The sequence below is a fragment of the Acidimicrobiales bacterium genome, assembly GCA_035531755.1.
GTDB lineage: Bacteria > Actinomycetota > Acidimicrobiia > Acidimicrobiales > UBA8190 > DATKSK01.
The window spans coordinates 1-18532 of the sequence record DATKSK010000051.1; the positions used below are offsets into that span (position 1 = coordinate 1).

Here is an 18532-nt window from a genome sequence, read left to right on the forward strand (position 1 = left end):
CTCGCCGACCACCCGGGTGTCGCCCACGTCGCCGTCGTCGCACGGCCCGACGAAGTCATGGGGGAGATCGGCGTCGCCGTCGTCGTCCCCCGGCGCGCCGCCGACATGCCGACGCTCGAGTCACTGCGCGAGCACGCCCGCGCCCGGCTGGCCGCCTACAAGCTCCCCGAGGCGATCGTCCTCACCGACGACCTCCCCCGCACGGCCATGGAGAAGGTCGACCGGCGCGCCCTGCACACCCTGGTGACGGGGCCCGCCACCGCCGCGCCCGCGACCGCCACCGCGGCACCGGCACCGGCACCGGTCGACCCGTCGTCAGCCCGTCGCCGGTGACGACACGTCGGCGCCTGCGATGAGCAGGTCGTCGGGCCCGGCAGGGTCGAGGACCGCCGCCACGATGGCGTCCGCCATCTCCGAGGACTGCAGCACCTCGTAACGCAGCAGGCCGTCGGCGACCCACTGCTCGAACGCCCGGGCCGCCACGGCCGGGTCCCAGGCGTCGGCGAACGACGAGGCGGTGTTGCCCACCGCCACGCACAGCACGCGCACCCCGGGCTCCTCCGCCCGCAGGGCGCGCGCCAGCTCGGCCAGGGCCGCCTTGGTGGCGCCGTAGACACCGAGCCACGGCCAGGGCGCGCCCATGGAGTGGGTGGTCACCACCACCACCGGGTCCGGGGCGCGTCGCAGGTGCTCGAGCGCCCTGGCGACCACGAGCGCCGCCCCCACCAGGTTGGTGGCGAGCATGTCGTGCCACAGGGCGGCGGTGGCGTCGGGCACCCGGACGAGCGGCGAGCTGCCCGCCATGTAGAGCAGGACGTCCATGCCGCCGAGCCACTGCGCGGCCTCGTCGACCACGCGGGCGCAGTCGGCCTCCACGGTGACGTCGCAGCGCCAGCCGCGCGCCTCACCGCCGGCGGCGCGGATCTCGGCGGCGGCCTCCTCGACGAGCGCCTCGCGCCGGGCGGCCAGGGCCACGCGCGCCCCGGCGCTCCCGGCGGCGACGGCGAGGGCGCGGCCGATGCCCGACGACGCGCCGACGACGAGCACCCGCCGGCCCCCGAGACTGGCGCCCTCTGCCACGGGCGCACAGTAGCCCCGCGAGCCTGACGGCGCCGTCAGGTTCAACGCCGGTGACGTAGCATCTCGCTCCGTGACCCGCCCCGAGACCACCCGGTGACCACGCCCGGGGCCGCCGCGGGGCCGGCGCGCGGGCCCGCCGTCCGCCTGCTGCCGCGCCTCGACGACGCCAACCGGTTCTTCTGGACCTCGGGCGAGGACGGCCGGCTGCGCTTCCTGCGCTGCGGCGCCTGCCGGCGCTACGTCCATCCCCCCGTGCCGCGCTGTCCCTACTGCCTCGAGGGCCCACTGGTGCCCGAACCGGTGAGCGGGCGCGCGGTGGTGCACTCCTTCACGGTCAACGTCCAGCAGTGGATACCGGGCTCCGACCCCTACGTCATCGGGCTCGTCACCATCGCCGAGCAGGACGACGTGCGGCTGACGACCAACCTGGTGGACTGCGCGCCGGAGGACGTCCACATCGGCATGGCCGTCGACGTCACCTTCGAGCACGCCGACGACGTGTGGCTGCCGTTGTTCCGGCCGGCCGAGCGGCCGGTGGACCGGTCGGCCCGATGAGCCGGCCCGAGCTGCTGGAGCGCCGGTCGGTCATCTCGGGCATCGGGCAGTCCGACGTCGGGCGCCGGCTCGGGCGCAGCGACCTGGACCTCACCGTCGACGCCTGCCTGGCGGCCATCGCCGATGCCGGCCTCACCCGCGACGACATCGACGGGCTGGCCACCTTCCCCGGCGCCGGCGTGGGCACCGCAGGCTTCGCCGGCCCGTCGAGCCCCGAGGTGCAGGACGCGCTGCGCCTCGCGCTCAACTGGCACGACGGGGGGCTCGAGGGCCCGGGGCAGCTCCGGGCGGTGTTCGCCGCCTGCATGGCGGTGGCGGCCGGGCTCGCCCGCCACGTGCTCGTGTACCGCACGGTCACCGAGTCGACGGCCCAGGGCGAGGGGGGCCGCCAGGGCATCGGCGGTGGGGGCGGGGACGGTCGGGGCGTGCCCCGCTTCTCGGGCTTCCTCCAGTGGACGATCCCCTACGGGGCCGTGTCCGCCGTCAACTGGCTGGCCTGGATCGCCCAGCGCCGCATGTACGAGTACGACCTCACCCGGGAGCAGCTGGCCTGGATCTCGCTCAACGGCCGGCGCAACGCGGCGCGCAACCCCAAGGCCATCTACCGCGAGCCCCTGTCGCTCGACGACTACCTGGCCGTGCGCATGATCTCCACGCCCCTGTGCCTCTACGACTGTGACGCCCCCTGCGACGGGTCGACGGCGGTCGTGGTCTCGCACGCCGACTACGCGCCCGACGCGCCACGGCCCGCGTGCCACGTCAACGCCGTCGGCACGGCCATCCGGGGCCGGCCGAGCTGGGACCAGTTCGACGACATGACCACCTTCTCGGCGCGCGACGCGGCGGCGAGCATGTGGGCGCGCACCGAGCTGCGCCCATCGGACGTCGACGTCGCCGAGCTCTACGACGGGTTCAGCATCCTCACCATGGTGTGGCTCGAGGAGCTCGGCCTGTGCGCCAAGGGCGAGAGCGGGCCCTTCGTGGAGGGGGGCGCCCGCATCGCGCTCGACGGCTCGCTGCCGCTCAACACGAGCGGGGGCCAGCTCTCGGCGGGACGCCTGCACGGCTTCGGCATGCTGCACGAGGCCTGCCTGCAGCTGCGCGGCGAGGGCGGCGAGCGCCAGGTGGCGCGCCCGCCCGAGGTGGCGGCGGTGGCCGCCGGCGGCGGGCCCATCGCCGGCTGCATGCTGCTCACCCGCGGCCCGTCGTGACCCGGGGCCCGGCCGAGACCCGTCTTCGTTAGCTGACGCGGACGTCAGTCAGTTACGATCCCCCCGTGCGCCTGCACTACGACGAGGAGACCGAGGCGTTTCGCCGGGAGCTGCGGGCCTGGATGGAAGCGAACCTCCCTCCCTCCTCCGAGCGCACCGAGCGGGTGACGTCCTCCGCCCACATCCCCGAGTGGGCCCGGGCCTGGCAGCGCAAGCTGTTCGACAACGGCTGGCTCGTCCCCGGCTGGCCACCGGAGTACGGCGGCCGCAACGCCACGCCGGTGCAGCAGATGGTCTACTTCGAGGAGCTCGCCAACCTGGGCGTCCCGCGCAGCTGCAACCCCCAGGGCCTGTCCATCATCACCCCCTCCATCCTCGACTGGGGCACCGACGAGCAGAAGGAGCGCTACGCGCTCCCCACGCTGAAGGCCGACATCAGCTGGTGCCTGGGCATGAGCGAGCCCGACGCCGGTAGCGACCTGGCGGGGCTGCGCACCCGCGCCGAGCTGCACGGCGACCACTTCGTGGTGAACGGCCAGAAGGTGTGGACGTCGGGGGCGCACCACGCCGACTACTGCTTCTGCTTCGTGCGCACCGACCCCGAGGCGTCCAAGCACGCCGGGATCAGCGTCCTCATCATCGACATGTCGACGCCGGGCATCCAGACGCGGCCCATCGCCGAGCTCACCGACCGCGAGCACACCGACTTCAACGAGGTCTTCTTCACCGACGTGGAGGTCCCGGCGGCCAACCTGGTGGGCGAGCTGCACCGCGGCTGGTCGGTGGCGGGCGGGTCGCTGGCGCACGAGCGCGGCATGCTGTGGATCAACGAGGCGACGGGGACCGAGAAGATCATCGAGCGCGTCGTCACCACCGCCACCACCCCCCTGCCCGGCGGCCGGCGGCTGGCCGACGACCCCGCCCTGCGGACGGTGGTGGCACGCGCCTACGTGCAGTCCCAGGCGCTCAAGCTGCTGGGGTACCGCGGGTTCGCGAAGTTCGCCAAGGGGATGGCCTCGCCCGAGCACTCGGTGCTCAAGCTCCTCGGGAGCGAGCTGCGTCGCGGCCTGGCGCTCGACGTCGGCGAGGCCCTCGGCGCCAACGGGCTCGACCTGTCCCGGCACGATGCGCCGTCGGTGGGTCGGGGCGACAGCGAGGCATGGCTCGTGCACTGGTTGCAGAGCTTCGCCGGCACCATCGCCGGAGGGACGTCGGAGATCCAGCGCAACATCATCGCCGAGCGCGTGCTCGGGCTGCCGCGCAGGTAGCGCGTGCTCGGGCTGGCGCGCCGGTAACGACAACAGGGGAGGCACCATGCCGAGCTACGGACCCGAGGTCCTGGGGCCCCCGCCCCGGGACCCGGCGCAGAGATACTGGGACCCCGACGTCCAGACCATGGACCCCGAGCGGTTGCGGGCGCTGCAGGACGAGCGCCTGGGCGTGCTGCTGCGCAAGGTCTTCGACACCCCGGTCCCGCTGTTCAAGGAGAAGCTCCTGTCCGCAGGCATCGGTGCGCCCGAGGACGTCAAGACGGTCGAGGACCTCCGCCACGTGCCGCTGACCATGAAGCAGGACCTGCGCGACTCCGAGGAGGCGACGCCGCCCTTCGGCGAGTACCGCTTCACCGATCCCCGCGCCGCGGTGCGGGTGGGGACCTCCACGGGGACGACGGGGACGCCGACCATCTCGTTGTGGACGCGGCGCGACCTGTGGATCGAGTACGAGTCCTCGGCGCGCACCTGGTGGCGCTACGGGTACCGGCCCGGGATGATCGCCACCCACGCCCACCCCGCCTACCTCTACGGCGGCGGGCCCATGCTGTCGGGCTCCTACGAGTACTTCGGGATGCTCAACATCTGGGTCCCCCCGCCCGACACCGACGAGCTGGCGGAACAGGGGCTGCGGTTCTGGACACGGGTCAAGCCCGACATCCCCTTCATGGGCTTCTCCACCGGACGCTTCTTCGAGGTGGCCGCCAAGGTGGGCATCGACCCCAAGGACGCCGGCCTCGAGTTCAAGGGGATGCCCGGCTTCGGCATGGGCAAGGGCATGCCCCTCATGACGGCGGGCGCGGAGTGCTACGCGTACGTCGGCGGCGCCTGCGGCCAGCTGCCGGGCGCGCACATCAACCAGGACTGGGCCGTCGTCCAGGCCGTCGACCCCGCCACCGGCGAGGACGTCCCCGACGGGGAGTGGGGCGACCTCGTCGTCACCACGCTCGACCGCGACAACGGTCTGCTGCGCTACGACCTCGAAGAAGCGTGCGCCATCCTGCGCGAGCCGTGCCCCTGCGGCGAGACGAGCATCCGCGGGCTGTGGGGCGGGCGGTTCAAGGACCTCATCGCCGTGCAGGGCAAGCGCTTCCAGGCCACCGAGGTGGAGACCGCCCTGCGCGGCGTCGGCGACGTCACCGAGCCCACCCTCGAGTGGCAGATGGTGCGGCCCGGCGACGACACGAGCCCCCTGCGGGTGCGCGTCGAGCGGGGCACCGGCGCCTCCGCCGACGGCGCCGAGGTGGCGGGCCGCTGCGCCACGGCCATCCGGGAGCGCCTGGGCATCGACTCCGACATCGAGGTGCTCGAGCGCGAGACCATCCCCCGCTCGGGGTACAAGGCGGCCCGGGTGGTCGACGAGTGAAAGACGCCCTGCACGACCTCACCTTCGCCGACGTCCTGCGCACGCACGTCGGGACGCGCCCGGCGTCGCTGGGCGCGGTGTGCGGCGGGCACCGACTCACCTACGAGGCCCTCGACGAGCGCGTCAACAAGCTCGCCAACGCGCTGGCGGGCGCCGGGGTGGGGCCCGGGGACCGCATGCTGTGGCTCGGGCAGAACTGCCACCGGCTGCTCGAGGGGCTGCTGGCGGCGGCCAAGCTCGGGGCGGTGTTCTGCCCCGCCAACTGGCGGCAGAGCGCGGCCGAGCTCGCCTTCGTGATCACCGACAGCGACCCGGCCGTGGTGTTCTGGCAGGAGGCCGAGATCGGCGACGCCCTGCGCCAGGCCCGCGCCGAGACGGGCTCGGCGGCCCTGTGGCTCCAGCACGACGGGGCGGGCGGCGGCGGCTACGAGGCCTTCCTGGCCGGCGGCGCCGCCCACGACCCCGCCGGCGACACCGACGAGCGCGCCGCCGTGCTCATGATGTACACCGCGGCGTTCACCGGCAGCCCCAACGGCGCGCTGCTGTCGAGCCGGGCGCTCGTCCTGCAGGGATCGTTCATCGCCCAGATCCAGGGCGTGGGGTCCGACTACGTGTACCTGAACTGCGGGCCGCTGTTCCACGTGGCCACGTTCATGACGACGCTCGCCACCTTCCTGTCGGGGGGCACCAACGTGTTCACCCCCCGGGTGGACGCCGAGGAGCTGTGCCGGCTGATCGCCGGGGAGCGCTGCACCGGGGCGTTCGTGATGCCGCCGACCATGGACCAGATCCTCGAGCTCAACGCCGGGGGCCGCTACGACCTGAGGAGCCTGCGGGGGTTCGCCGGCAAGCCGGAGTGGACGGCCATGATCACGGTCGACGACAGCCCCTGGGGCCGGCGCCCCGCCGGCTACGGCCAGACCGAGGTCATGGGGCTCGCCACCTTCAACGCGCTGCAGCCGAGCCTGGGCTCGAGCGGGCGCCCCGCGCCGTTCCTGCGCATCGCCGTGGTCGACCCCGACGGCACGGTGCTCGGGCCGGGGGAGACCGGGGAGATCGTGGCCCGCGGGCCCACGGTCATGAACGGCTACTTCAACCGCCCCGAGCTCAACGCCCGGCGCCAGGCGGGCGGGTGGCACCACACCAACGACCTGGGCCGCATCGAGCCCGACGGGTCGCTCACCTTCGTGGGGCCCAAGACCCGCCTCATCAAGTCGGCGGCCGAGAACGTCTACCCCACCGAGGTGGAGGGCTGCCTGCGGTCGCACCCGGCGGTGGCCGACGCCGCCGTCATCGGCGTGCCCGACCCCACCTGGGGCCAGAACGTCACGGCGGTCGTGGTGCTGCGCGACGGCGAGAAGGCGTCGGTCGAGGAGATCATCGACCACTGCCGCCAGCGCATCGCCTCGTACAAGAAGCCCAAGAGGGTCGAGTTCGTCGACGCCCTGCCCCGGCAGGGCTTCGCCGTGGACTACGACGCCCTCGACGAGCGCTTCGGCGGGGGCGGGTACCCCGGCACCGGTCGCTGACCGCCCCGCCCCGCCGCCCCGCCCCGCCCCGCCGCCCCGCCGCAACGCCGCCCCGCCCCGCCCCGCCGCAACGCCGCCCCGCCGGCCCGGTCAGGACTCCATCCGCCGCATCACCTGCGCCGAGATCCGGCGCACCAGGCCCCGGGGGGCGAACCGGGGCGACGCCGCGGTGATCTTGTTGAGGGCGCCGGGGACGCACACCGCCTGGTTGCGCTCCAGGGCGGCCAGGCCGTGGTCGACGACCGACTGGGCGTCGCTCCAGGCAAAGCTCGGGAGCCGGTCGGTGCGCACCCCGGCGCGCTGTTGGAAGTCCGTGCGCGTGAAGCCCGGGCACAGCACCGTCACGTGCACGCCCCGGGGCGCCACCTCGTCGTGCAGGGCCTCGGACAGGAAGATGACGAACGACTTGGTGGCCGAGTAGGTGGCGCTGTGCGGCGTCGGGGCGAAGCCGGCGATCGACGCCACGTTGAGGAGGCTGCCCGACCCTCGCCGCACCATGGCGCCGAGGGCGGCGTGGCTGAGGACGAGCACCGCCAGCGCGTTGACCGTCACCTGGCCGGCCTCGCCGTCGACGGCGAGGTCCACGAACCGCCCGTAGTGGCCGAAGCCGGCGTTGTTGACGACGACGTCGACGGGGTCGCCCGTGCGCAGGCGCTCCGCCACGCCGTCGAGCTGCGCGGCGTCGGCGAGGTCGGCCGCCATCACCTCGCTGGCGGTGCCGTGCTGCTGCTCGAGCTCGAGGCCCAACCGCTCGAGGCTGGACCGGCCCCGGGCCACGAGGACGAGGTCGTACCCCGTGGCGGCCAGGGTCCGGGCGAAGCATTCCCCCAGCCCCGACGACGCGCCCGTGACGAGCGCCGTTGGTCGAGTTCCCGTTCCCATGGGACAACGACGCTAGCCTCCACCCGGACCTCGACCCCGGCCTCGGCCCTCGACGACAGGAGCCCCCGTGCACACAGCGTCTCGCACCACCCGACGTCGCGCCCTCGTGGCGCTCGGTGCCGCCGGCCTGACCGGGCTCCTGCTGGCGGCGTGCGGCAGCTCCACCAACGCGGCGTCGAGCACGACCGCGACCTCGTCGTCGGGCGCCGGCTCCGGAGCCACCACCACGTCCGCCGGCGGGTCCTCGGGCTCGTCGAGCTCGTCGCAGCTCCACGCCCTGTCGTCGTCGATCCAGACCGCCGAGCACGCCACGTTCAAGGCCGTCTACACGTCGCAGTCCTCGAGCGGCACCGAGACGATCACCATCGAGCAGAAGCCGCCCAAGTCGGTCTTCGGGTCGGGCACCACGTCGGTCATCAACGACGGCACCCACACCTACGTGTGCACACCGACGGGCGGCTCGACGCAGTGCATGTCGGAGTCGGGGAGCACGAACCCCCTGAGCTCGCTGGCCACGCTCTTCAGCCCGCAGGCTCTGCTCTCCGTCTTCCAGCAGGCCGAGGCCCAGGCGGCCGCCCATGCCCAGGGCTACACCCTGACCTTCTCGGACGGCACGTACGCCGGACAGCACGCCAAGTGCGTCTCGGCCACCGGTGGGGCCCAGGGCAGCGGCAAGTACTGCGTGACCGACTCGGGCATCCTCGCCTACGTGCAGTCCTCGTCGAACACGTTCCAGCTGTCGAGCTACTCGTCGTCCCCCCCCGACAGCGACTTCGCGCTCCCGTCGGGCGCCACGGTCATCACCGTCCCGGCCATCCCGTAAGCGGGCCGGGGCCATCCCCGGGCCTCGGCGGCCGTCACGACACCGGGTCGGTGCCGGCACCCCTCCCGGCCCCGCGCGGCCGTGGTGCACCGTCGACGACCTCGGCGACGCCCAGCGGGGCCCGGCCGTCCTCCCGCACGTCGGGGCGCGGGGCGTGGGCGTCGACCATCCGGCGCGCCGCATCGGCGACGTCCCAGCCGGCATGGTCGGCCCGCACGTAGTTCTGCGGCCCGACGCGCGTCGGACGGCCGTACTTGCGGAGCATGTCCAGCTCGACGAGGCGCTCCAGCTCCTTGGCCACCTCGCCCGACGAGTTGTACCCCACGCCCCGGGCCGCCTCCGACTGGTTGAAGGCGACGGTCTGCTCCGATGCCCACAGCAGGACGCGCAGGCGCAGGCGGCGACCGAAGAGCAGCTCGCCCACGGCGTCGACCCGGTCCCTGTCCACTACGCGGATCCCCAGCGACTCAGCACTAGTCACTAGTTTGTCGTGAGTCGGGAGGCGCGGTCCAGGGGTTGATGGCAATTCAGCCCGAAGTATGGCGTTGACCTGGTGCAACGCAGGAGCGGCGGCCGCTCTCGGCTCGGCCCCACCGGGCCCTGTCCCCCCGGCCGGCCCGACGAACGATCGTTCGATAACTACAATTCCCCCCGCCCGGTTCCCCGTCGCCCCCCTCGCCCCGGTTCCCCGTCGCCCCGGCGCCCCCGTCGCCCGGTTACAGGCCGAGAAGGTGCGAGAGCTCTTCGAGGTGCTCGGCCCCGGTCCCGAACAGGGCGGCACCGGCCTTGGCCCGCTTCACGTACAGGTGCATGTCGTGCTCCCACGTGTAGCCGATGCCGCCGAGGCACTGGATCCCCTCCTGGGCGACGAGCTTCTGGCAATCGCCCACGCTCGCCTTGGCCATGGCCACGGCGACGTCGCGGCGCTCGTCACCCTCGGCGATGGCGGCGGCCGCGAAGTACGCCGTCGCCCGCGCCGACTCCAGGGCGACGAACATGTTGGCCAGCTTGTGCTTGATGGCCTGGAACGAGCCCACCTTCACGCCGAACTGCTCGCGCTCTTTGACGTAGGCGTGGACGATGTCGAAGATCGCCTGGCACGTCCCCACCATCTCGGCCGCCAGGGCGGCGGTCGCCTGCCGCACGACGGTGCGCAGCACCGGCCCGGACGCGCCCGGCGTACCGAGCACGCGGTCGGGGCCCACGCGCACGGCGTCGAGGACGACCGTGGCGTAGCTGCGGCTGGCGTCGAGGCTCGCCATCGGCGTGCTGTCGAGCGACTCCCCGGGGACGACGAACAACCCGATGCCGTCCTCACCCGTGCTGCCCGCCAGGCGGGCGGCCACCACGACCTCGTCGGCCCGGTCCCCGTCGAAGACGAAGCGCTTCTCCCCGTCGAGGACGAATCCGTCGCCGTCCGCCGTCGCCACCGTGGCGATGCCGGCGGCGTCGAAGCGGCCGGGCCCCTCGGCCACCGCCAGGCTGCCCACGATGCCGTCACGCGCCACCGCCCCGAGGAAGCGGCTGCGCTGCCCGGCGTCGCCCGCGGCCAGCACCGCCGGGACGAACTGGGCCGCCGTGGCGAGGAAGGGCGCGGGGGCGATGACCCGGCCCAGCTCCTCGGCCACCACGGCGAGCTCCACGAACCCGAGCCCGAGCCCGCCGTCCTCCTCGGGAACGGCCAGCGCCGGCCAGTCGAGCTCGGTGATGCGGCTCCACAGCTCGTCGGCGCCCTTGTGCTCCTCGACCACGCACCGGACCAGCGAGATCGGGCACTCGCGCACCAGCACGGCGCGCACCGAGTCCTGGAGCGCGTGCTGGTCGTCGGAGAGCTCGAGCTCCACGGGCTATCCCGCCGCCACCACGAGCGAGTCGACGGCCACGGCGCCCTCGGGGCGCACGACCACCGGGTTGAGGTCGAGCTCCGCCAGCCGGTCACCGCACGCCGCGGCCAGGCGGGCCACGCCCAGCACCACGTCGACGAGGGCTTTCACGTCCCCGCGGGCACGCCCGCGCGCCCCCGCCAGCAGCGGGTAGCCGCGCAGGGAGCGCACCATCTCCTCGGCGTCGCGCCGGTCGATGGGCAGCGGGCGCACGGCCACGTCCGCCAGGATCTCGGCGAACACCCCGCCCGTGCCCACCAGCACGGCGGGCCCGAACACCGGGTCGCGGGTGACCCCGACGATCATCTCGGTGCCGCCGGTCACCTGCTCCTGGATCTGCACGCCCTCGATACGCGCCCTGCGGTTCGCCTCGAGCGCCCGGGCCACCAGCTCGGCGTAGACCGCCCTGGCCTCGCTCGCCGACCCCACCGACAGGCGCACGAGGCCGGCGTCGGACTTGTGCGGGAAGTCGGGCGAGGCGATCTTCATCACCACCGGGAAGCCGATGTCGCCGGCCACGCGCGCCGCCTCCGCCGCCGAGCGGGCCAGGCCCTCACCGGCCAGTGGCACCCCGAAGGCCTCGAGCAGCCGGCGCGAGGCGTCGGCCCCCAGGGGACCGGAGCCGTCGCCGCCCACGTCGGCGAGGGCGGCCGCCGCCTCCCTGGGGAGTCGGCTCGCCCCGGCGTTGCGGGGCCGGAACGACCCCGACGCCTCCTGGTAGGCGGCGAAGTCGCGCAGGGCGGTGAAGCAGTTGCGGAAGGACCGGAACAGCGGCACGCCCGCGTCGACCAGCGTGGTGAAGCCCTGCTCGTCGGTCTTGAAGGAGTTCCACGTGACGACGACGGGCTTGGACAGCTCGTCGATGAAGGCCACGATGTCCTCGGCGAAGCGGTCCGTGAGCCGCCCCAGCGCCCCGGTGAGCCCCACCACGATGACGTCGACCGAGGGGTCGGCGGCCACGAGGTCGAAGACGCGCTTTCTGTCCTCGACCGGGGCGGACACCAGGAACTGGGCGCCGTTGTCGACGGGGTTGGCGACGGTGAGGTAGTCGGGGATCATCTCGCGCAGCGAGGAGCGCGTCCGCTCCGCCAGCTGCGGGACGGGGACGCCGCTCGACTCCGCCACCTCCGCCATGAGCGTCCCCGACCCACCCGAGATGGAGTACAAGCAGCACCGCCCTCCGGTCCCCGCCGGGAGCTTGGCGAACAGGGCGGCCGTCTCGAGCAGCTCGTCGAGATCACGCACGCGCACCACCCCGTACTGGGCGAAGAGCCCCTCCACCACGGCGTCGGATCCCGCCAGGTGGCCGGTGTGCGAGCTCGCCATGCGCGTGCCCGCGTCCGTGCTCCCCATCTTGAGCGCCACCACGGGCTTGCCCTGGGCGTTGGCGGCCTCCAGGGCGCGGCGCAGCTTGGCGGGGTCCTTGAACCCCTCGAAGTAGCCGGCGATCACGGCCGTGTCGTCGTCGTAGGCGAAATACTCGATGAAGTCGGCCGCTTCGAGGTCGAGCTCGTTGCCCGTCGGGACCCAGCGCGAGAACGCCACCCCGAACTCCGTCCCCTGCACGAGGGGCCGGCCCTGGTGCCCACTCTGGGTCACGAGCCCGATGCGCCCGCCGCGGCGGCGGGGGGGCTCGGGCAGCTTCTCGAAGGCGTTGGTGTTGGTGTTGGGACCGAAGACACGGATGCCGTAGCGGCGCGCCATCTCGCCCACCTCGCGCTCGAGCGCGGCGCCCGCCTCGCCCACCTCGCTGAACCCGGCGGTGAAGACGAGCACGTAGGGCACGCCGTGCTTGCCGCACTCCTCCACGGTCTTCGCCACCAGGCGCGTGCCCACGTTGACCACGGCCAGCGTGATCTCGGCGGGGATGTCGGTGACGTGCTCGTAGACGGGGATGTCGCCGATGCTCCCGCCCTTGGCGTTCACCAGGTGCCAGTTGTCGCCCCAGCGCTCGCGGTACGAGGCGCGCAGGCGCTCGGGCTTGGCGTTGCGGTTCACGGACCCGACGAGCGCCACCGCCTTGGGGTGGAAGAACTCCTCGAGATCGCGGCGCTGCTGGGCCACGGCGTCCTCGCCCTCAGCCGGCCGGGGTCTCGCCCGCCAGCACCGAGAAGTCGAGGCGGCTCGTGAGCATCCCGGCCGAGAACCCCCCGTCGGCGTAGACGTTGGTGCCGGTGATGTACCCGGCGGCGTCGCCGTTCAGGAACACCACCAGGTGGCCCTGCTCCTCGGGCGTGGAGTTGCGGCCGCCCAGGGGCTTGGGGAACCGGTCCATGAAGTCCTTGCCCATGTACGTCTCGAACGCCGGCATCATCGGGGTCTGCGTGGGGCCGGGGCTGGTGCAGTTCACGCGGATGCCCCGGGGGGCGAGGTCGAGCGCGGCGTGCAGCGTCCATACGATGATGGCCTGCTTCGACAGGAGGTAGCCCTCGCCCACGGCGCCGGGGTTGTCCTCGCACCACTGCTTCGCCTCGGCGTAGCCCGGGGTGCTGACGAGGGGCATCACCTGGTCGATGGTGTTCTCCCACCCGAACGCCCCGGCGGACGAGATGGTGACCACCGCCGCGCCCGGGGACATGAGCCCGGCGGCGAGCCCCGTCAGGTGGCGGGCGGCCACGAAGTTGACCAGCATCACGTCGAGGCCGCTGAAGGGCGGCCCGGGCAGCCCCGCGCAGTTGAACAGCGCGTGCAGGGGCCCACCCAGGTCGGCCACGGCGGCATCGATGGCAGCGGGGTCGCGCAGGTCCACGGACCGGAAGCTCGCCACGTCGGCCGACGACTCCAACACGTCGAAGACGTGCACCTCGGCGCCGAGCTCGAGCAGGTCGCGCACGGCCGCGGCACCCATGCCCGCACCCCCGCCGCCGCTCACGAGCACCCGCTTGCCCTCGTAGCTCCACACGCTCGCCATCGTCGTCCTCCCTCGGACCGGCCCGGCACCCGCCCGGTCACTTCGTCGTGGCGCCCGGGGCCGTCGGCCCGGGCGTGATCAGTGTGGCGCGCTCAACCGCCCATCTGCAGGCCCGGCGCGCGCGACCCGAACACGTGGGCGTTCACGGCGGGGCCGATGGCCTCGGGCTCCCAGCGCGCCGGCTTGCCCTTGGGCTCGATCGTGGGGCCGAGGGACCAGGGGACGTAGTGGGTGATGCGGTGCCCGACGGCCCGGAACACCTGGCCCGTCACGTGCAGGGCGTCGTCCGACGCCAGCCACGCCACCATGGGGGCCGAGTTGGCCGGGTTCATGGGGTCGTACTCGCCCTCGTCGAGCTGGTCGGGCTCGCGCACCTCGGCGTCCTTGCGCAGGGTGGCGGTGATGCGCGTCATGCCGCCCGGCGCCACCGCGTTCGCCCGCACGCCGTAGCGCGACAGCTCGAGGCTCGAAATGACGGTGAGCGCGGCGATGCCCGCCTTGGCCGCCCCGTAGTTGGCCTGGCCCACGTTGCCCTGGAGCCCGGCCGACGAGACCGTGTTGACGATGGCGGCGCGGGGCTGGCGGCCGGCCTTGGACTCCTCGCGCCAGTAGACCGACGCGTGGTGGGTCGTGGCGAAGGTCCCCTTGAGGTGCACGCGCACCACGGCGTCGAAGGCGTCCTCGGTCATGGAGAAGATCATGGCGTCGCGCACGATGCCGGCGTTGTTGACGAGCACGTCGAGCCGGCCGAACTCGTCGACGGCCTGGCGCACCAGGGCGGCCGCGCCGTCCCAGTCGGCCACGTCGTCGTAGTTGGCGGCGGCCTCGCCGCCCCGCCCCCTGATGATCTCGACGACCTCCTCGGCGGGCCGCTTGTCGACCCCCTCGCCGTGCACCGAGCCGCCGACGTCGTTCACCACGACCTTGGCTCCCTGGCGGGCGAGCTCGAGCGCCTCACCCCGGCCGATGCCATGGCCTGCGCCGGTGACGATGGCCACCTTGCCGTCGAGCAGTCCCATCTCGTGCTCCTCCCCTTCCCGGTGCTTGCCTCTGCCGCTCCGTGGCGCCGCCGCCGGCTCAGCCCAGGCGGTAGAACTCCCGGGCGTTGTCGCACACCATGCGCCGCCGTTCGGCGGCGGGCACGCCGCCCATCGACTCCTCCACGATCCGCCGGCTGTAGGGCCAGTCGTGGCGGTGGTGGGGGTAGTCGGAGGACCACATCATGTTGTCGACGCCGATCCAGTGGCGCACGGCCACCGCGAAGGGCTCGCGGATGAACGTCACCTTCCAGTTCCGCCGGAAGTACTCGCTCGGCAACATCTGCAGCGTGGTGCCCGTCCAGGTGCGGTTGCGCCAGTAGTGGTCGTCCATGTGCTCGAGGAAGTGCGGCACCCACCCCGCGCCGCACTCCACCGCCACCATCTGCAGGTCGGGGAAGCGGTCGTAGATGCCCGAGTAGATGAACTTCGACATGAACTGCGAGGCGTCGCCCACGGGGCCACCCATCTCGGCCAGCCCGATGGCCATGCCGGCCGAGGCGGCCGCCTTCTGGAACGAGCCCGCCGTCCGCTTGCCCGCCTGGCGCAGGCCGCTGTGGATGTGGACGGGCATCTGCTCCTCCTGGGCGGCCTCCCAGAAGGGGTCGTCCTCCGCCGAGAGATCGGCGTGGCCCGAGGGGTAGGCCGAGATGATCACCCCGCGGTACCCGGCCGACCTGGCGTCGCGCAGCCACTTCACCGAGGTCTGCACGTCGACGCCGGGCATCTGGGCCAGGCCGATGAGCCGCTCGGGGCCGGCCGCCATGAACTCGTCGTGCATCCAGGTGTTGTAGGCCTCGAGCCCGGCCAGGTGGTAGTCGTCGTCCTCCTGGGCCATGAAGGCGCCCATGGTGCGCTGGGAGGGGAAGAGCACCTCGGCGTCGACGCCGTCGAAGTCCTGCTCCTGCAGGCGCGCCGTGCCCAGGAACGAGCCCTGCAGGATGGTGTCGTAGGTCGAGCCGAACCACTCCAGGTCCTCGTAGCGCTTGCCGAACTGGCCGGCGTTGGTGACGAGGCCCAGGGGCATGGGGGGGGTGCCGGGGACGAGCTCCCAGGCGTCCCCGCCCTTGTCGTCCTTCACCAGCTTGGGGGCCCGGTCGTGGAACTTCTTCGGCAGGTACTTCGTCCACAGGTCGGGCGGCTCGACCACGTGCCCGTCCGCCGAGATGAGCCGGTACTCGCGAGCCATGGCACCTCCCTGCCGCCCTCCGCCGGAGGGTGCTGCCGGCGCCCCCGCGGGGGCCCGGAGTTCTCTGACTTTCGTGTCAGCTTATTTCATGGGGCCGCACGGGGCGAGGCCGGCCCATGCCTGGAGAGACCGCTCAGAAGCCTCTGAACACGGGGTCGCGCCGCTCGGCGAAGGCGCGCAGTCCCTCGCCGGCGTCGGCGGTGCCCACGATGAGCTCCTGGGCCCAGGCCTCCTCGTCGAAGGCCGTCTGCCGGTCCGAGTCGAGCGACCGGTTGAGCAGCCACTTCGCCATCCCGATGGCCTTGGTCGGCCCCGCCGCCAGGCGGCCGGCCAGCTCGGCGGCGGCCTGCTCGAGCCGGTCGCGCGGCACGACCCGGTTGACCAGCCCCAGGGCGGCGGCGTCGGCGGCGTGCAGGTCGTCGCCGAAGAAGATGAGCTCCTTCGCCTTCTGCAGCCCGATCAGCCGGGGCAACAGGTAGGCGCCGCCTCCGTCGGGGGAGATGCCCCGGCGGACAAAGACCTCGATGAAGCGCGCCGTGTCGGCCGCCACCACCAGGTCGCAGGCCAACGCCAGGTGGGCGCCGATGCCCGCGGCGACGCCGTTGACGGCGCCCACGACCGGCTTCTCGCAGTCGAGGACCGCCGACACCAGGCGCTGGGCGCCGCGCCGGATCATCCGGGAGGCGTCGCCCATGATCCGGTCGGGGGCGCCCTCGGGCCTGGGGGGCGCCGGGCGGCGCCCGGCGCGCAGGTCGGCCCCGGTGCAGAAGCCCTCGCCGGTGGCCGTGAGGACGACCGCCCCCACCCCCACGTCGGCGCTGGCGTCCTCGAGGAGCCCGATGACCCGGTCGCGCTGGTCGGGCGTCATGGCGTTGCGCACCTCCGGCCGGTTGAGGGTGATCCACGCCACACGGTGCTCGACACGGTGGAGCACCTGCTCCTCGAGGGGCTGGTCCGACACGGCGTTCCTCCTAGCTGTCCGGGGAAGTGCTCCTCCCGGGACGCGCGCCGGGGATGTGCTCGTCCCGGGGATGCGCGGCGCGGTGGGGTCGCCGCAGAGTGTGCCACGCGGGGTCCTCGGACTGACACCCGTGTCACCTCACCGGCTAGGGTCTGCGCCCGTGAGTGACCTGAACGGACGGCGCATCCCGGTGGTCGACTACCTCGTGCTCGAGGGCGACCCCCACCTCGAGGCCAAGGCCTGCACGAATTGCGGGGCCCTGTTCTTCGACCGGCGCAACGCCTGCGCCCGCTGCGGGAAGGTCGGGTTCGAGCGCAAGGCGCTCGCCACCACGGGGATCCTGCGGTCCTTCACCATCGTCCACCGGGCCGCGCCGAACGTGCCCGTGCCCTACGTGTCGTCGGTGGTCGAGCTCGAGGGCGGCGGTGTGGTGAAGGCCAACATCGTCGACGCCGGCGCCGACCCCGAGAAGTTCGATCTCGGGATGCGAGTGAAGCTCACGACCTTCCCGTGCGGCACGGACGCCGAGGGCACCGAGGCGGTCGCCTTCGGCTTCACCCCGGCCTAGCGATCCCGGCCGAGCGATCCCCGCCTGAGCGGCGACGGACCAAGGAGCGAGCCATGGCAGCAGGAGACGTCTGGATCATCGGGGCCTCGATGACCAAGTTCGGCCGGTACCCCGACCAGGACTCCATCGACCTGGCCAGCGACGCGTCGCTGGCGGCGATGGGCGACGCCGGCGTCACCATCCACGACCTGCAGATCCTGGCGGCGGGGTGCCTCCTGGAGGCCTCCAACATGCTGGGCCAGCGCCTCCAGAAGCAGATCGGCCAGACCGGCATCCCCGTCTACAACGTGGCCAACGCGTGCGCCACGGGCGCCACCGCGGTGCGGACCGGCATCCTCGCCATCAAGGCGGGCGAGGCCGACATGGCCCTCGCCGTGGGCGTGGAGCAGATGGGCAAGATGGGCCTGCTCGGCAGCGCCGGGCGGGAGCGCTCGGCCCCCTCGGGCTTCGAGCCCTCGGGCCGCTACGGGTCGGTCATGCCGGTGGAAGGCATCCTCGGCACCCAGCTCATGCCGGGCGTGTTCGCCCAGGCCGGCCAGGAGTACGCCTCGCGCCACGACGGGGTGGGCTTCGAGCAGTTCGCCAAGGTGGCCGAGAAGAACCACGCCCACTCGGCGCTCAACCCCCTGGCCCAGTACCGCAAGGTGTTCAGCCTCGAGGAGGTCATGGGGGCGGCCATGGTCGCCTACCCGAACACCCTGCTCATGTGCTGCCCCACCGGCGACGGCGCCGCCGCCGTGGTCCTGTGCTCGGACGCCAAGCTCCAGACCCTCGACCCCGACGTGCGCCGCCGGGCGGTGAAGATCTCGGCCTCGGTGCTCACCTCGGACCCCTACGTCGAGTCCGACACGGCCCAGCCCGACGTGAGCACCCTCACCAAGGTGGCGGCCGCCGCCGCCTACGAGGAAGCGGGCGTGTCGCCCCGGGACCTCGACCTGGTCGAGCTGCACGACTGCTTCGCCACCGCCGAGCTCATCCACTACGAGAACCTCCAGCTGTGCGAGCCCGGGGGCGCCGGGGACTTCATCGACCGCCGGGGCCCGTGGCGCGACGGGCAGACGCCCGTGAACGTGTCCGGCGGCCTCATCTCCAAGGGCCACCCCATCGGCGCCACCGGCGTCGCCAACCTCTACGAGGTGGCCACCCACCTGCGCGGCGAGGCCGGCGACCGCCAGATCGAGGGCGCCCGGGTCGGCCTGGCCCACGTCATCGGGCTGGGGTCCGCCTGCGGCGTGCACATCCTCGAGCGCGCCGCGTCCTGACGGG

At 73.2% G+C, this 18532-nt stretch carries 18 protein-coding genes; 9 read left to right on the forward strand and 9 right to left on the reverse strand.

Features of this window, described 5'->3' with window-relative positions:
* The coding region (locus VMV22_10615; GenBank protein ID HUY22774.1) for a hypothetical protein at positions 1 to 333 on the forward strand (333 nt) is incomplete at its 5' end.
* On the opposite strand, the gene VMV22_10620 is transcribed toward VMV22_10615, so the two are convergent.
* Positions 316 to 1080 (reverse strand): SDR family oxidoreductase, encoded by a 765-nt coding sequence (locus VMV22_10620; GenBank protein HUY22775.1) that lies wholly within the window; start codon positions 1078 to 1080, stop codon positions 316 to 318. The genes VMV22_10615 and VMV22_10620 overlap by 18 nt on opposite strands.
* 93 nt (positions 1081 to 1173) lie before the next feature.
* Between VMV22_10620 and VMV22_10625 the strand changes: the two genes are divergently transcribed.
* From VMV22_10625 to VMV22_10645, 5 genes are all read left to right on the forward strand, one after another.
* The gene (locus VMV22_10625) at positions 1174 to 1635 is read left to right on the forward strand and encodes an OB-fold domain-containing protein (protein ID HUY22776.1); all 462 of its coding nucleotides are present in this window, start codon (positions 1174 to 1176) and stop codon (positions 1633 to 1635) included.
* The gene (locus VMV22_10630; protein HUY22777.1) at positions 1632 to 2846 is read left to right on the forward strand and encodes a thiolase family protein; all 1215 of its coding nucleotides are present in this window, start codon (positions 1632 to 1634) and stop codon (positions 2844 to 2846) included. Before VMV22_10625 ends, VMV22_10630 begins: the two co-directional genes overlap by 4 nt.
* Positions 2847 to 2911: 65 nt before the next feature.
* Positions 2912 to 4114, forward strand: a complete 1203-nt coding sequence (locus VMV22_10635; protein ID HUY22778.1) for an acyl-CoA dehydrogenase family protein — start codon at positions 2912 to 2914, stop codon at positions 4112 to 4114.
* 46 nt (positions 4115 to 4160) lie between these two features.
* Positions 4161 to 5483 carry a hypothetical protein gene (locus VMV22_10640; protein HUY22779.1) on the forward strand — a complete coding sequence of 441 codons (1323 nt, stop codon included), beginning with the start codon at positions 4161 to 4163 and terminating at the stop codon, positions 5481 to 5483.
* The gene (locus tag VMV22_10645) at positions 5480 to 7012 is read left to right on the forward strand and encodes an AMP-binding protein (protein HUY22780.1); all 1533 of its coding nucleotides are present in this window, start codon (positions 5480 to 5482) and stop codon (positions 7010 to 7012) included. Before VMV22_10640 ends, VMV22_10645 begins: the two co-directional genes overlap by 4 nt.
* A 90-nt stretch (positions 7013 to 7102) precedes the next feature.
* On the opposite strand, the gene VMV22_10650 is transcribed toward VMV22_10645, so the two are convergent.
* Positions 7103 to 7894 carry an SDR family oxidoreductase gene (locus VMV22_10650; GenBank protein HUY22781.1) on the reverse strand — a complete coding sequence of 264 codons (792 nt, stop codon included), beginning with the start codon at positions 7892 to 7894 and terminating at the stop codon, positions 7103 to 7105.
* 67 nt (positions 7895 to 7961) lie between these two features.
* Between VMV22_10650 and VMV22_10655 the strand changes: the two genes are divergently transcribed.
* On the forward strand, positions 7962 to 8717 hold the full coding sequence (locus VMV22_10655; protein ID HUY22782.1) for a hypothetical protein: 756 nt from the start codon (positions 7962 to 7964) through the stop codon (positions 8715 to 8717).
* A 34-nt stretch (positions 8718 to 8751) separates the two neighbouring features.
* Here the strand turns inward: VMV22_10655 and VMV22_10660 are convergent, their stop codons facing one another.
* From VMV22_10660 to VMV22_10690, 7 genes are all read right to left on the reverse strand, one after another.
* A complete protein-coding gene (locus VMV22_10660; protein ID HUY22783.1) occupies positions 8752 to 9165 on the reverse strand; it encodes a hypothetical protein in 414 nt (137 codons plus the stop codon).
* A 268-nt stretch (positions 9166 to 9433) separates the two neighbouring features.
* Complete coding sequence (locus VMV22_10665; protein ID HUY22784.1) at positions 9434 to 10561, reverse strand: acyl-CoA dehydrogenase family protein; 1128 nt, start codon at positions 10559 to 10561, stop codon at positions 9434 to 9436.
* Positions 10562 to 10564: 3 nt separating this feature from the next.
* On the reverse strand, positions 10565 to 12664 hold the full coding sequence (locus tag VMV22_10670) for an acetate--CoA ligase family protein (GenBank protein HUY22785.1): 2100 nt from the start codon (positions 12662 to 12664) through the stop codon (positions 10565 to 10567).
* Positions 12665 to 12677: 13 nt separating this feature from the next.
* Positions 12678 to 13511: a coniferyl-alcohol dehydrogenase gene (locus VMV22_10675; GenBank protein HUY22786.1), complete on the reverse strand. Its 834-nt coding sequence runs from the start codon at positions 13509 to 13511 to the stop codon at positions 12678 to 12680.
* Positions 13512 to 13603: 92 nt separating this feature from the next.
* A complete protein-coding gene (locus tag VMV22_10680) occupies positions 13604 to 14530 on the reverse strand; it encodes an SDR family oxidoreductase (GenBank protein ID HUY22787.1) in 927 nt (308 codons plus the stop codon).
* Positions 14531 to 14588: 58 nt separating this feature from the next.
* The gene (locus VMV22_10685; protein ID HUY22788.1) at positions 14589 to 15737 is read right to left on the reverse strand and encodes an amidohydrolase family protein; all 1149 of its coding nucleotides are present in this window, start codon (positions 15735 to 15737) and stop codon (positions 14589 to 14591) included.
* 133 nt (positions 15738 to 15870) lie between these two features.
* Positions 15871 to 16698 carry an enoyl-CoA hydratase-related protein gene (locus VMV22_10690; protein HUY22789.1) on the reverse strand — a complete coding sequence of 276 codons (828 nt, stop codon included), beginning with the start codon at positions 16696 to 16698 and terminating at the stop codon, positions 15871 to 15873.
* A 160-nt stretch (positions 16699 to 16858) separates the two neighbouring features.
* Here VMV22_10690 and VMV22_10695 point away from each other — a divergent pair, with 160 nt between their 5' ends.
* Positions 16859 to 17266: an OB-fold domain-containing protein gene (locus VMV22_10695; GenBank protein ID HUY22790.1), complete on the forward strand. Its 408-nt coding sequence runs from the start codon at positions 16859 to 16861 to the stop codon at positions 17264 to 17266.
* A 53-nt stretch (positions 17267 to 17319) separates the two neighbouring features.
* On the forward strand, positions 17320 to 18528 hold the full coding sequence (locus VMV22_10700) for a thiolase family protein (protein ID HUY22791.1): 1209 nt from the start codon (positions 17320 to 17322) through the stop codon (positions 18526 to 18528).
* Positions 18529 to 18532 lie beyond the last annotated feature (4 nt).